A 13305-nucleotide genomic window follows, 5' to 3' on the forward strand; every position below is an offset into this window, starting at 1 on the left:
CATTTTTATAGATGTTTAGCGAGCTGTTCGATCACTTGATGTGCGATTTGCGTTTTACTCGTTGCTGGTAATTCTACGCTTTCATTGTGCCAGTATAATGTTAAAGCATTATGATCAGAGTTAAATCCCAGCCCACTTTTTGATACGTCATTCGCGCAAATCATATCTAAGTTTTTATTTTTAAGCTTACCTTTGGCGTAGCTTTCAACGTTTTGAGTTTCGGCTGCAAAGCCTACAGTGTAAGGTCGGTTGTTTTTAATAGCAGCAACAGCGGCAATTATATCGGGGTTTTTAACAAGTGTAAGGGTGAGCTCATCACCTTGTTTTTTCATTTTTTGATCTGCAACATTTGCGGCTCTGTAGTCGGCAACTGCTGCACAGCCAATAAATGCATCTGACTGCGGTGCATAGTTTAATGCTTCGTTTAATAGCTGCTCAGCACTTTCAATATTTATTAAATTTACACCTGCTGGCGCTTTAATTGTTACCGGCCCTGAAATTAAATTAACCTGCGCACCTAGCTCTAGAGCCGCTTGTGCTAGAGCGTAACCCATTTTTCCTGAACTATGGTTTGATATAAAACGCACTGGATCAAGAGGCTCTCGAGTTGGGCCTGCAGTAATTGTTATTGTTTTACCTGCGAGTATTTGTGGCTGTTCTTTAGCAGTACAAAGTGCAACTAACTCGTGGGGCTCTAGCATGCGTCCTGCGCCTACATCCCCACACGCTTGTTCACCTTTACCTGGCCCCCAAATAAGCACGTTACGGGCTTTTAAGGTGGCTAAATTTGCTTGTGTAGCTGGGTGTGCGTACATTTGTTGGTTCATTGCAGGTGCTACGGCTACTTTTGCAGGGGTGGCAAGTAGTAGTGTGGTCAGTAAGTCATCTGCAATACCTGCCGCCATTTTAGCAATAATATTGCTTGTCGCAGGTGCCACCAAAATAAGGTCTGCCCACTTTGCAAATTCAATATGCCCCATTGCAGCCTCTGCTGATGGGTCAAGTAATGAATCAGACACTATTTCTCCACTTACTGCTTGCATGGTCAGTGGCGTTATAAAATGTTTAGCTGATTCGCTCATGACTACTTTTACTTCACAACCTGCGTCTTTTAAGCGCCTAACTAGCTCTGCACATTTGTAAGCTGCAATACCGCCGCTAATGCCAAGTACAATTTTTTTGTTTGTTAAGTTAATCATGGTTGTTCATCAGTCTTATTTAATATTGTGGCTAAAATAACAAATCTTGACCCGTACAGCTAAGTTTTTAATTTGAAATAATCAGGCTAATTTTAAAATTTGCATTACAGTTATAAGACACTTTGGCTCCTCAAGGATGAATAATGCAATTAACATCGCTACCAAATTCACTGCGCCCACGCGAAAAACTCATTGCAAAAGGCCCTAAAGCGCTAAGTGATGCCGAGTTACTTGCTATATTTTTACGCACAGGTCTGCCAGGAATGAACGTGATAGAACTTGCTCAGCATCTGCTTAACGAAAATCAAACGTTACATAATTTATTTAATGCCAGCCAAGAAGAGTTTTGCGCTCAAAAAGGTCTTGGTACTGCCAAATATGTACAATTACAAGCGGTGCTTGAGCTAAGTCAGCGTTATATGCAAGAGCGCTGTCAGCGTGGGGCTGTATTTAACTCACCAGATTCAGTATACGATTACCTAACAATTCAAATGCGTGGTTTGCAGCAGGAAGTTTTTATGGTGCTATACCTCGATAGTCAAAATAGGCTACTCAAAGACGAGGTGCTTTTTTATGGAACAATTAATTCGGCCAGTGTTTACCCAAGAGAAGTCGTTAAAGCAGCACTTAAAAATAATGCAGCCGCAGTTATTTTTGCACATAATCACCCAAGTGGAATTGCAGAACCAAGCCAAGCTGACAAACTTATTACTAATAAATTGCAACAAGCACTGCAATTAGTTGACATAAGTGTGCTTGATCACATCATTGTTGGCGGCGAAACCTGTGTTTCGTTCGCGCAAAGAGGCCTTATTTAATGTTGCTTGGTGAAGAAGTGTGTTAAAAATGAGCGGTTTGGGACGTTTTAGCAAATTAGTTTAATTTAAATGCAGTTTTTACTTTCCCTAAGGGCATTCGATCTTTATAATTAGCCGCTATCAAATTTACATATGAGCTGGTTGGATAGATCAGTATTTGATCTTTGCCTGTAAAAGCTGTATAAAGAGCGCCCTTCGATTTATCTAGGGCACAAATACATGGCCTTAGGTTAAATTAAGCTCGAGCGAAGTTATTGGAGATATATAGACATGTCTAAAGTATGTCAAGTTACAGGTAAGCGTCCAGCGGTTGGTAATCACCGTTCACACGCGAGAAACGCGACTAGACGTCGTTTCCTACCTAACCTACAAACACACCGTTTTTGGGTTGAAAGTGAAAAACGTTTTGTAACATTACGCACTACTACTAAAGGTATGCGTATTATCGATAAAAAAGGCATCGACGCGGTTCTTACAGAAATCCGTGCTCGCGGCGAAAAAGTTTAAGGTATTGAATTATGCGCGATAAAATCCGTTTAGTTTCAACTGCTGGTACTGGTTTCTTCTACACTACCGACAAAAACAAGCGTAACATGCCTGAAAAAATGGAAATCAAAAAGTTCGATCCTAAGGCTCGTAAACATGTGATTTTCAAAGAAGCTAAAATCAAGTAATTTTAGTTTTCTTTCAGAATATAAAAACCCAGCTTATGCTGGGTTTTTTGTTTTTGTAATTTAAGTACAAATAAAAAGGCCGAGCTAACTAGCTCGGCCTTTTCTCCCAGGGAAGGGAATATTATGGTTGGTATTGTCCGCTAAGCGTCAAACCAGAAAAGGTACTGTAAGCATTTACGCTTAAGTGCCAAGTTCCCGCTTGTGGATTGCTAAACGTACATGTTTCGGCGTTACCATTTTTATACGGACGACAATCGTAGCTAGAAGTTGTAGGTTGGCTGCCGTATTTAACAAATAGATCGGCATCACCACTACCACCAGAGGTTGTTACAGTAAATGTACTCATACCTGCTGGCACATCTAATGTGTAATGTTTCCAGTTACCTGTGGTTGCACTAACATCACTTATAGTACCGCCACCGGCTTCAGGCGTGCTTGAACCGCCACCTGTAGAACCACCCGCAATATTACCCACTAAGCTTACGCCTGAGTATGCCGAGTAGCCACGAAGCATTACATGGTATGTACCTGCTGCAGGGCTATCAATAGAACACTCTTCACTATTACCACCTTTGTATGGGCGACAATCATAGCTTGATGTTGTTGGTTGGCTACCTGCACGTACGTATAAGTCAGCATCACCTGTACCGCCGCTCATAGTAAATGTTACGTTAGTAGCACCACTTGGTACGGTCATTGTGTAGTATGCTTGTGCATTTGCTGCGCCGCTTAACCCTGTTTTAGCTTCGCCATCAACAAGTTCATTATCTCCGCCAGTTGGTGGAGTAGTGGTGCCACTGGCAGCTGCAACTGCTGCCGCTGCATCAACAATACCTGTACCACAACTAGTACATGTTGCTGAAAATGAACGAGTAGTTGATTTTAAAATACTTTCAATTTCATCAGGTGTAGCATTAGGCTTAGCTTGTTTTATAAGAGCTGCTACACCGGCCACATGAGGAGCTGCCATTGATGTACCTTGAGAGAAGGCATAGCTATCGCTTGACGGTGTAGAAGAACCTGAATTATAAGTAGAAAGAACACCTTCAGAGTCATTCGCAAAGCTTTGCGCGCCACCCGGTGCTGCAACATCAATATTGCTACCGTAGTTTGAGTAATATGCACGTCCGCCGTTACGGCCTACCGATGCCACGTTTACTACACCGCTACAGTTACCTGGGTTGTAGTTTGCTGAATTATCGTTATCGTTACCTGCAGCAATAACAACCACAGTACCATTACTACGTGCTGTGTTAATCGCATTTTGAGTAGTAGAGCTACACGAGCCGCTGCCACCTAAACTCATGTTAATTACATCGGCAGGGTTTGAGTTTGCCGGAATGCCAGACACGCTTCCACCAGAAGCCCAAATAATGCCATCAGCAATATCTGATGTTAAACCACCACATTTACCCAGTACTCGTACCGGAACAACCTTTGCGTCGTAAGCAACACCTGCTACACCTTCGCCATTATTAGTTACTGCAGCAACCGTACCTGCAACGTGAGTCCCATGCCAGCTAGAGCCTTGGGCTGCATTACTACCACATTCGTTTGCCGCAACGGCATCGCCTGGATCGCGTGCATCACTATCGCGACCGCCGCCATCATTTGCGACCGACAGGTTAGAGATCATATCGTAACCAGGTAAAATGTTAGCGTTTAAGTCTGCATGCGGACGGTAACCTGTATCAAGTACCGCAACCACTACGCCGCTACCTGTTGCTGTATCCCAAGCGGTCGGTAAATTTAAACCACCTGCTTGTTCGTAGTAGTGCCATTGATCGCCATAGCGAGGATCGTTAGGCGTTGCGAACGGCTTTAACATTTGATCCACTTCAATGTATTCAACATTGCCAGAAGCCACCATTTCTTGCATAAATTCTTGTGCTTCTTCAGCGCTTAGTTTTTTGTCTGCACGCATAACGTGATGGTTATTAAGTGCCATAGCACGAATATACTTCGCTTTTACTTTTCCTTTTTTAGATGCGAAGTTTTTTACAAAGCTCTGTGCACGCTTCTTCATATTTGAAGGGCTCGCGTCTGTACTAGAAATACTCGCCATTTCATTATTATTGTTTTTGTATTTAATAATAAACTGAGTCTCAAAACCGGTTTGGGTTTGTAGTTTTGCAGATGTTTCTGCCATTGATGTTGAGACAGATTGAGCCATGCTTGAGCTAGCAGCAAAAAGTGTACTTACCGTTAGTGCAATAGCACATTTTTTGAAGTTATTACTTGTTGTCATAATTATCCCTAGTTGTTATTAGTAAATTCGTAATCAGCGATTACGAAACAGAAACAAAGGTAAATGATCTGTTAATAAGTTTAAAATACCAATTACTTATGTACCTATTTCATTTGGTTATAACTTAGTGTACCCGTGCTTTTAACGCCTTTTAGTATTTGTGATTAAATAACAAAATAAGTTTTTAGTATTAGTTAATTTGTCCTTTTATCGAAAAGGCATAACTAACCACGATTACATTTGTTGCTATATTTCTAACAATAAATTCTATTCAAGGTGTTTAGTTAATATTTGCTATAATCTGAAAAATTTTTTAGTAGGGTAAAGTAATGAATCAAGTAGATGTAATTGTTATTGGCGCAGGTGCAGCCGGGTTAATGAGCGCTGCACAAGCAGGCTACCGAGGCCGAAGCGTTACAGTGCTTGATATGGGTAAAAAAACAGGCCGAAAAATTTTAATAAGTGGTGGAGGGCGTTGTAATTTTACAAACGAAAATGCTAGCCCCGAAAACTACCTATGCGGCAACCCTCATTTTGTTAAATCGTGCCTAAGCCGTTACACGCAACACGACTTTGTTGAGCTAGTGGATCGCCATGGTTTGGCTTATCACCACAAAACCCTAGGCCAACTTTTTTGCGATAACAGCGCGCAAGATATTGTAGATATACTACTAACTGAGTGCGAGTGGGCGGGTGTTAATATTAAATTACGTAGCGAAGTGTTAAGCGTTTCTAAAACGGAATCTGGCTATAGCGTTACTACAGAGCAAGAAACCTTGACATGCGAGTCGTTAGTTATTGCATCGGGCGGTTTAACAATGCCTAAGCTTGGCGCTTCACCCATAGGCTATAAAATTGCAGAGCAGTTTGGCTTAAAAGTATTACCTACCATGGCGGCGCTTGTGCCATTTACTTTGCACCAACATGATAAAGAACGCTTTGAAGGACTGTCAGGCATTAGTGTGCCGTGCGAAGTTTCAAGCGAAGACGGCACAGTATTTAAAGAGAATATTTTGTTTACTCACCGTGGTTTGTCGGGGCCCGCCATATTGCAAATAAGCTCGTTTTGGCGAGCAGGGCAGGCCGTAACCATAAACTTGCTCCCTGAACTTGATTTAAAACAGCAACTGACTGATTGGCGAGAAACACAACCTCAAAAGTCATTAAAAAATAGCTTGGCGACTATTTTACCTAAACGCTTTATAGAAATACTACACGACAGCAAAGCTATTCCTGATTGTAATATTAATCAGCTTACCCATACTCAAATTGATGAGCTGGTCAATTATATTCACGCGTGGCAAATAAAACCTAATGGCACAGAGGGTTATCGTACGGCTGAGGTAACTTTGGGTGGTGTTGATACCGACGAGCTCAGTTCTAAAACGTTTGAAGCTAAAAAAGCCAAAGGCCTATATTTTATAGGCGAAGTAACCGATGTAACGGGTTGGCTTGGGGGGTACAACTTCCAATATGCATGGAGCTGTGGATTTGCTGCAGGGCAATATGCTTAAATATTAACACTACTTATATTTGGTTGTTTTATAGAGTCTTGGTAAGCGCTAATTGTATTATTATCGCTTACATACACTAAGTTTCGGCCATTCTTTTTAGCTGTGTAAAGTGCTTTATCGGCTTGATCTAAAGTATTAAGTACGGTGCTGTCAAACTTAATGTGGGTTACGCCAATACTAATTGTTATTGGAATGTTTGCTACAGGGTTTTCTTTAATATACTTTTTTAATTGATTGGCTTGTGTTGTTGCATCAGTAAGTGATTTTTCAGCTAAGATAATAGTAAACTCTTCACCACCCCAGCGAGCAATTAATGTGTTAGGTGGTAGCTTATCTTTTAGTATATTAGCAAACTCGCTAAGTACACGATCACCTACAAGATGTCCGTATGTATCATTTACATTTTTAAAGTGATCTATATCGCATACAAGTAAGAAATAAGATGTTTCTGATTTCTCATTTTCAGCAATTAATTGCGATAATTCAGAATCAAATTTTTGTCTATTATACAGGCCAGTCAATTTGTCTGTCTCAGCTAAGTGTTGTATCTCTATATTACGCGTTGCTAAATGTTGGTAGGCTGAAAAACGGGTTTTTTCATAAAACCTAAAAATTAAAATATGCGCAAGGCTTACTTCAATAAGGTTAAATAAAGAACCTAAGCCAATTGTTATGGTTTGCTGTTGTTGTAAGTAAACTAGATACACACAAACACTAAAAGCGACTGCACTAAATATACTCCCCCAATTTCTGCCTACTAAAAAAAATGTGAATGGCGGAATAAGCGTGGCCCAAAATAAAGAGTGGGCATGGCCTCCAACAGAAATCACAAACATTAAAATTAAGCTTACAATCATTAATGTCACGGCCCAAGCCGCTATATTTACATTGGCAGTTTTATTAAACCAAGTATAAATTCCGAGCGATATAAACAGGCCAAAAGCATCAATAAGCGCAATTTTGTAACTTGCAAAGTAAAAGAGATTAAGCAGGGTTAATACTAAAAAGTAGCTGGTTGTAATGAGTAAGAAATGAGCAATTAAGCGAGTGCGCCAAAAGTCTTTATGATCTTTAGGATATTGCGGAAATTCCTTATACCAAAAACCTAACATATTAAATGCTCCATTAGCGCACACTTTTAATATAGAGATTATTACTTAGAAAGGGTTTTTATTATAGTTTTTTAGCTTTATTAAGAAGCCAATATATAAATTTTCGGTTATGGCAGCGCTGCAGACTTACATCTTTATAACAGTAAAGCCTAAAGAGTCTAACCCCATTAGGCCTTAAAAATTATGACTAAAAATAAACTGGCTTATAAACTAGCTTTCACTGCTGGAATATAATCGCTATTAACGCCAGCGTATTGTGGACCAAATATTTCTAAACCTTTAGGGCCTGTAAACTCCTTTGGTGCTGGTAAAATTACAACCGCTACTTGCATGCCAAACTCGTAATTTGGATTGGTAATGGGAGTCCCTGTTTGGGTATTAATACAGCATATTAAATCGGGTATGGTTACGTGAACTTCCTCATTTAAAAACCCGGCCATGTTCTCGTTTTTAACTGTTATTTTGTAGCTGTTATTTACAAATTCGCCAGCTCCTATAAGGGTCACTTCTCCGAGCGTAAAACCTTCTACGGTATTAAATTTATATGCACTTACTTGGCCTTCAAAGGCAACAAAACCACCACCATGCTGTGCGATTACTTGCGCGGTATTAGCGTGCTGCTCGTTGGCTTTACGCATTGCTTTACCTAGTTTGAGCGCTTTACTAATTGTGCCGTGAATAATCGCGTCCTTCATTTGCTCAATTGGTAAAATATGGTCAATAGCTGCTATGTCGTTACGGCTAATTTTAGCCAGCGCTCGCACGACTGTTTCGGCGCGTAAGTCATCCATTACATTTTCACAAATAAAGCACTCACCAAATTCATTAGCGGTAATAATGGGCGCTGCGGGTAAGTTATTTAAGTAATAGGTTGAGTGGGTGATCTCTGGTACTGCGCGCCCAGCGGGGTCGGCATCAATAATGTAGCCGTCAAACATTGCAGCTAAGTAAAACGATACTGCGGTATTGGAGCCGCCAAGCTCACAACAAATAGTGCCATAAATAGCATCATTACTTGTGTATTGTAGAGCTCGCTGGTAAGCGGCCAAAATAGCATGTTTGTTTGTACGTGGCAGGTTTGCATAAGCGCGCTCTTCTTGCTCACTTAAAGGTGATATTGCCCCTAAAATATAAGGTGTACATACCAGCTCCCCTGGCGGTACTTCATCAGCACTAATGAGCTTAAAGGTTTTACCTTGTGCTAGTGCTTCGTCAATGTATGCAATGCCTTCACTTAGCTCACCGCCGCCGCCAGTACCTAAAATAGCGCAGCCGTATAAAATATCAATAAGTTGTTCACGATTAAGAATTTGCATGTGTGTATCGCTATTAGTTAACTAAAAAACAGCAGGCACCCAAAGGCATACCTGCTGTATAAGATGAAATACATTAAAAGTCGTAGCTTAGCTCTATGCCGTAACTGTGTGGCTTATTAGGTTGGCGGGCAAGCTCTGTTACGCCATCGCCAAATAAGAAAATATCTTCAATGGCGCGCTCATCTGTTAAGTTGTCTACGTAAACTTGAACAGTCCATTGATCTGACTTAAGTCCTACACCTGCATTTAAGTAGGTATAACGCGACGACTCAACATCAGGAATATCAATGCTGAATGTTTTAGGGCCTTCAATTAACAGCTCGGCGCGCGAGAACAATGACCATTCTTGGTTTAGTGCTAAGTTATGATTTGCCGAAAGCCCGTAGTTGTATTCAGGCACCCAAAACTGTGGCCTGCCAGCAAGCTCAGGGCGCAGTGCAAAGCGTTTAATTTCTGAATCGATAATGCCGGCGCTAAAATTAATACTTAGATTGTTGGTGGCAGCGTATGCAGCTTCAAGCTCTAAGCCTTTGGTTTGCACTTCATCAATAGAAAGGTTTTCTAGGGTGTAGGTATCTACATTAAATTGGGTAAATTGCGCATCATCTTGTTCAATAATAAATGCGGCGCCATTTAAGGTGATTTTGTTATCAAAAAGTGATGTTTTAAACCCCATTTCGTAGCTGTCAGAAACTTCTTTATCAAAGGTGCGGCTAATACCGTCAGCGGGCTCGTTAAAACCACCACTTCTAAAACCTCGCGAATAGCCTGTGTAAAGTAGCAGGTCGTCATTCATTTGATACGCTAAGGTCACCTTTGGTTGTAACTGACTAAATGACTTTTTAGCGTATGTGGCGTCTTTGTTGGTAGGGTCGAACGACTCGCGGGTGTCGTGATCGTAGCGCATAGCGCCAGTAAGCTCTAATTGCTCGTTTATATCGTAATTAAATTGCCCGGCAAGTGCCCATGCATCACTGCTGTTGTTATCGATAATTGAAAGGTAGGGCTCGTCGTTGGCAAAATCTGCACGCGTTAAAACTTCGGCATCGGTAAAATCATCGTAAAATAATACGGCAGTATCGCGGTCGCGCTGTTGATAAAACGCCGACACTGACCACCTAAATGCCTGATCAGACTCTGATATAAATCGTGATTCTACCGTTAACGATTCAATATCGTATAGCCCTTCGGTGCCAAACGGGGCTCTAAAAAAGCCATCTTCGTCAATAAAGGTGGCATCAGCTGAGTAGTCGCCATCGTAAAAGTGCTCGTTTTCTGAATTGCTATACGCGGTTACAAACTCAAGCTTACCTAAATCATAATGTTGGGTAAGCTTAGCGCTTAGCTCATACACATCACGCTCATCTTGGTTAATGATATTTTGTGAGGTGTTAATTGAAAAGTCTTCAATGGTGTCATCGTTCACCCCTTGGTAGTAAGCAAACCCAGCTTCGCTTGAGGTGTATTTACCTTTTAGGTTTATTGATGTGTCTTCGCTTAGCTCAAACTCTAACTGAGAAAAAACCGATTGCTCTTTTAACGGGTCGGCGTAATCGCCTGTATAGGTATTTTTAATTAGCCCGTCGGCATCTTTAATGTAACCACCGGCTCTAAAATAAGCGGTGTTTTCATCGTTTAGAGAGCCAGACACAACCGCATTCAAATTATACGTGTTGCCATTACCTATTGAGCCTTTAATTTTGCCTTCAAAGTCTTCAATTGGTTTTTTGGTCGTCACAATCACTGCACCGCCAATGGCGCCTCGGCCATAAAGTGCGCCTTGTGCACCACGCATAACTTCAATACGTTCAATATCTACTAGATCTTGGTTTATAAACTCTAAATCGGGGGCGGTAACACCATCAACTACAAACGCTAATGGTGGATCGCCTACCTGCGGTGTAATTAAACCACGAATAGTAATACGGGCAAGGCCGGGTCTAAAGTTATCGAGCTGCGATAAATTAGGAGTCATGTTGGCAACATCACGAAAATTAGTAATACGTGATTTCTCTATTGTTTCGGCGCTAAATGCAGTAACAGAGTCGGGTACATTTTGAATTGACTCAACACGCCCGCGCGAAATCACAGAAATTTTCTCTATGGTGTCAGTTACTGTTTGTTGTTGTTCTTGCGCATGCACATAATTTATGCACGACAAACTTACTGCCGATGCTAATAGTGTTTTACGAAAGCTTATTCTGTTGTATCTGCTCATGTTCTATGTCCTAATGTCACTATCAAGGTGATGTTACTTAGTTACAAATATTGTCGCTTTTTCAGACAAAATAATATTTTGTAAAGCTTCAATACAGCACACACAAATTGTTGAAAATGCCACTTAAGCGCGTAAATTTATGTATCTATTGACCTGTAATTTACAAAATTAAATATTATTCAATGTGAAATTGGTTATGAAAAAAACGATAAAAATAGACAGGTACAATCAAAAAATATTAGCAATTTTGCACCTTACTGCTGATCTAACAAACGTTGAATTAGCCGAGCAGGTTAACCTATCGCCCAGTGCGTGCTTTCAGCGAGTAAAAGCGCTAAAAGAGGCAGGGTACTTTAGAACCTTTCATGCGGATATTAATTTAGAGCAAATATGTGAACACGTATTTTCCTACATGGAATTTACGCTAGAGGACAACAACCTAGCAGCGCGGCGTAAGTTTTTAGCCGATATACGAAATATTCCCGAAATAATGGATTGTATGCAATTGAGTGGCGATATTGATTATATTTCTTTTTGTTGTTTTGCCGATATTGCAGCACTTAATGCAATGTGCGATAGGCTGACCGGCAGTAAAGATTACACGATTAAAAAGCTCACTACACGTATTGTGCTTGAGCGCGCTAAGTTCTTTTTAGGCTACCCGCTTGAAAAGCTAAAGTGGCGAGATGAAATGAAAATAAATACCGAAGGGTAATGTATACAGGCGCTAAAAAGCGCCTGTATACATTTTGCAGTTATTGTTGAATAACCGGTTTTGCCGAAGCGGCTTTTACAAATAAGCTATAAATAATTGCTGTTAAAATAATGGCATCAATCACTGTAATACCACTGATTGATACATTAAATACAGGCCCATTACCTACCGCATACGCTGCACCTACAAACCAAGCTGTGAACGCGGGCATAGAAAAGTTACTATTATTTATAAGCGTTTTTGCATTATAAGCGTGGGGTTTTATGAAAATTGCATCAACAATAATAACGCCCGCTACCGGTACAAAAATGTCAGATAAAAACGCTAAAAAGCTTATAAACATATCTAAAATATTAATAAATGCAGCACCAATTCCCACTACACCTAATAACACAATACCCCATTTTTTATGCCAATGCGGGAAGGTAGCCTCTACACTCAGTGCGGTACTGTATAGATTTAACGAGTTCAAAATCCAGCTGCCTGCAATCACAATAAAAAACGCCGAAAACCCCAAGTTGAGTGCAAGCATTAAACTTAATATTTCAGTTTCTTGCATGGCGGCTGCGGCAAACACCGCTACAAAAATAACCAACAGCTCAATAACCATATAAGCAATAAATGAGGTATACACACCGCCACTTTTTTGTTTAGAAAAGCGGGTTATATCGGGTAATATTATTGCGCCAATAATAACACTGCCAACAATTGCAGCTACACCATCTTCAAGCGAAAGCTGCGCTGATTTTTCTAAATTAATAAAATCAACCAGCGGCATAGTATCGAGGGCGCCAAATAGCATCATGCCTGTTACTGCGGCTAAAATGGGGATCATTATTGAGGCTAGCACGTTAATCGCTTTAAACCCGTACAATGTGGTTATAAGCATTGCGCAGCCTGCGGCTATATCGATGGGCCATTCAGGCACAATAATATTAAACTCAGCGCTAAGTAAGCGCACTACCGCATTAGAAAACAAATCAATATTTACGCCAAACCAGCCAATTAAAGATAGGGCAAAAGCTATATTAACTATGCCTGCGCCGGCATTACCAAACGCTATTTTTACTAATAAATAAGAGCTTAAGCGGCTTTTTACACCTATGGTGCCCATGGCGCCACCAATAATTGTTAAAATAACTGAGCCAATAACTAATGCCCAAAGCGTATTGCTCACACTCGAACTTTGATGTATTTCTAGGCCGGTGATAAAAGTGGGCAGCGAAAAACTGAGCATTGCGGCTATGGCTGCAATACGCGGCCAAGCAACTAATTCTTTGGGGTTAATTGTGTGGGGGTCGTTCCCGTTAGGCATTACCTGTTCTCTTTTTTATCATCTTTTATATAACTATACGCCGCTGGCGTGCAAAATTTTTTACTATTGGCGCATTATTCAAAATATTAGGTTTTAAAAGCAGGGCGTGCACAAAATTATATTTTGCAGTGATTGTTATTATGTACTTTAAAAGCGCTAGGGCGTGTTGATCTTTG

At 40.7% G+C, this 13305-nt stretch carries 11 protein-coding genes; 5 read left to right on the forward strand and 6 right to left on the reverse strand.

The features are described 5' to 3' along the window. Positions 1–5: 5 nt before the first annotated feature. Positions 6–1199: a bifunctional phosphopantothenoylcysteine decarboxylase/phosphopantothenate--cysteine ligase CoaBC gene (gene coaBC, locus CWC11_RS14640; protein ID WP_138683295.1), complete on the reverse strand. Its 1194-nt coding sequence runs from the start codon at positions 1197–1199 to the stop codon at positions 6–8. A gap of 143 nt (positions 1200–1342) precedes the next feature. Here coaBC and radC point away from each other — a divergent pair, with 143 nt between their 5' ends. The 3 genes from radC to rpmG all read left to right on the forward strand — a co-directional run bounded on the left by radC (position 1343) and on the right by rpmG (position 2691). Beyond that, the gene (radC, locus tag CWC11_RS14645) at positions 1343–2017 is read left to right on the forward strand and encodes a RadC family protein (protein WP_138683296.1); all 675 of its coding nucleotides are present in this window, start codon (positions 1343–1345) and stop codon (positions 2015–2017) included. A gap of 270 nt (positions 2018–2287) precedes the next feature. Then, a complete protein-coding gene (gene rpmB, locus CWC11_RS14650) occupies positions 2288–2524 on the forward strand; it encodes a 50S ribosomal protein L28 (protein ID WP_006793236.1) in 237 nt (78 codons plus the stop codon). A gap of 11 nt (positions 2525–2535) precedes the next feature. Further along, positions 2536–2691, forward strand: a complete 156-nt coding sequence (gene rpmG, locus CWC11_RS14655) for a 50S ribosomal protein L33 (RefSeq protein WP_004587947.1) — start codon at positions 2536–2538, stop codon at positions 2689–2691. A gap of 121 nt (positions 2692–2812) precedes the next feature. Here rpmG and CWC11_RS14660 read toward each other — a convergent pair whose 3' ends face one another. Continuing rightward, a complete protein-coding gene (locus CWC11_RS14660; protein ID WP_138683297.1) occupies positions 2813–4939 on the reverse strand; it encodes a S8 family peptidase in 2127 nt (708 codons plus the stop codon). A gap of 329 nt (positions 4940–5268) precedes the next feature. On the opposite strand from CWC11_RS14660, the gene CWC11_RS14665 reads away from it, so the two are divergent. After that, on the forward strand, positions 5269–6453 hold the full coding sequence (locus tag CWC11_RS14665) for a BaiN/RdsA family NAD(P)/FAD-dependent oxidoreductase (RefSeq protein WP_138683298.1): 1185 nt from the start codon (positions 5269–5271) through the stop codon (positions 6451–6453). Here the strand turns inward: CWC11_RS14665 and CWC11_RS14670 are convergent. The 3 genes from CWC11_RS14670 to CWC11_RS14680 form a co-directional block, all read right to left on the reverse strand. Next, positions 6450–7565: a GGDEF domain-containing protein gene (locus tag CWC11_RS14670; protein ID WP_138683299.1), complete on the reverse strand. Its 1116-nt coding sequence runs from the start codon at positions 7563–7565 to the stop codon at positions 6450–6452. The two genes, CWC11_RS14665 and CWC11_RS14670, sit on opposite strands and share 4 nt — an antisense overlap. Positions 7566–7768: 203 nt before the next feature. Then, positions 7769–8881 carry an S-methyl thiohydantoin desulfurase family protein gene (locus CWC11_RS14675; RefSeq protein WP_138683300.1) on the reverse strand — a complete coding sequence of 371 codons (1113 nt, stop codon included), beginning with the start codon at positions 8879–8881 and terminating at the stop codon, positions 7769–7771. A 73-nt stretch (positions 8882–8954) separates the two neighbouring features. After that, a complete protein-coding gene (locus CWC11_RS14680) occupies positions 8955–11099 on the reverse strand; it encodes a TonB-dependent receptor (protein ID WP_138683301.1) in 2145 nt (714 codons plus the stop codon). A gap of 196 nt (positions 11100–11295) precedes the next feature. On the opposite strand from CWC11_RS14680, the gene CWC11_RS14685 reads away from it, so the two are divergent. Further along, positions 11296–11814, forward strand: a complete 519-nt coding sequence (locus CWC11_RS14685; RefSeq protein ID WP_138683302.1) for an Lrp/AsnC family transcriptional regulator — start codon at positions 11296–11298, stop codon at positions 11812–11814. Positions 11815–11854: 40 nt separating this feature from the next. On the opposite strand, the gene CWC11_RS14690 is transcribed toward CWC11_RS14685, so the two are convergent. Then, positions 11855–13129: a purine-cytosine permease family protein gene (locus CWC11_RS14690; protein WP_138683303.1), complete on the reverse strand. Its 1275-nt coding sequence runs from the start codon at positions 13127–13129 to the stop codon at positions 11855–11857. Between the last annotated feature and the right edge of the window lie 176 nt (positions 13130–13305).

Source organism: Pseudoalteromonas sp. S3178 (assembly GCF_005886985.1).
In the GTDB taxonomy this organism is placed as follows: Bacteria; Pseudomonadota; Gammaproteobacteria; order Enterobacterales; family Alteromonadaceae; genus Pseudoalteromonas; species Pseudoalteromonas carrageenovora.

Bases quoted from the DNA above. Each gene is read 5' to 3' on its own strand.
- coaBC (WP_138683295.1), bottom strand. From the start codon at position 1,199: ATGATTAACTTAACAAACAAAAAAATTGTACTTGGCATTAGCGGCGGT.
- radC (WP_138683296.1), top strand. From the start codon at position 1,343: ATGCAATTAACATCGCTACCAAATTCACTGCGCCCACGCGAAAAACTC.
- rpmB (WP_006793236.1), top strand. From the start codon at position 2,288: ATGTCTAAAGTATGTCAAGTTACAGGTAAGCGTCCAGCGGTTGGTAAT.
- rpmG (WP_004587947.1), top strand. From the start codon at position 2,536: ATGCGCGATAAAATCCGTTTAGTTTCAACTGCTGGTACTGGTTTCTTC.
- CWC11_RS14660 (WP_138683297.1), bottom strand. From the start codon at position 4,939: ATGACAACAAGTAATAACTTCAAAAAATGTGCTATTGCACTAACGGTA.
- CWC11_RS14665 (WP_138683298.1), top strand. From the start codon at position 5,269: ATGAATCAAGTAGATGTAATTGTTATTGGCGCAGGTGCAGCCGGGTTA.
- CWC11_RS14670 (WP_138683299.1), bottom strand. From the start codon at position 7,565: ATGTTAGGTTTTTGGTATAAGGAATTTCCGCAATATCCTAAAGATCAT.
- CWC11_RS14675 (WP_138683300.1), bottom strand. From the start codon at position 8,881: ATGCAAATTCTTAATCGTGAACAACTTATTGATATTTTATACGGCTGC.
- CWC11_RS14680 (WP_138683301.1), bottom strand. From the start codon at position 11,099: ATGAGCAGATACAACAGAATAAGCTTTCGTAAAACACTATTAGCATCG.
- CWC11_RS14685 (WP_138683302.1), top strand. From the start codon at position 11,296: ATGAAAAAAACGATAAAAATAGACAGGTACAATCAAAAAATATTAGCA.
- CWC11_RS14690 (WP_138683303.1), bottom strand. From the start codon at position 13,129: ATGCCTAACGGGAACGACCCCCACACAATTAACCCCAAAGAATTAGTT.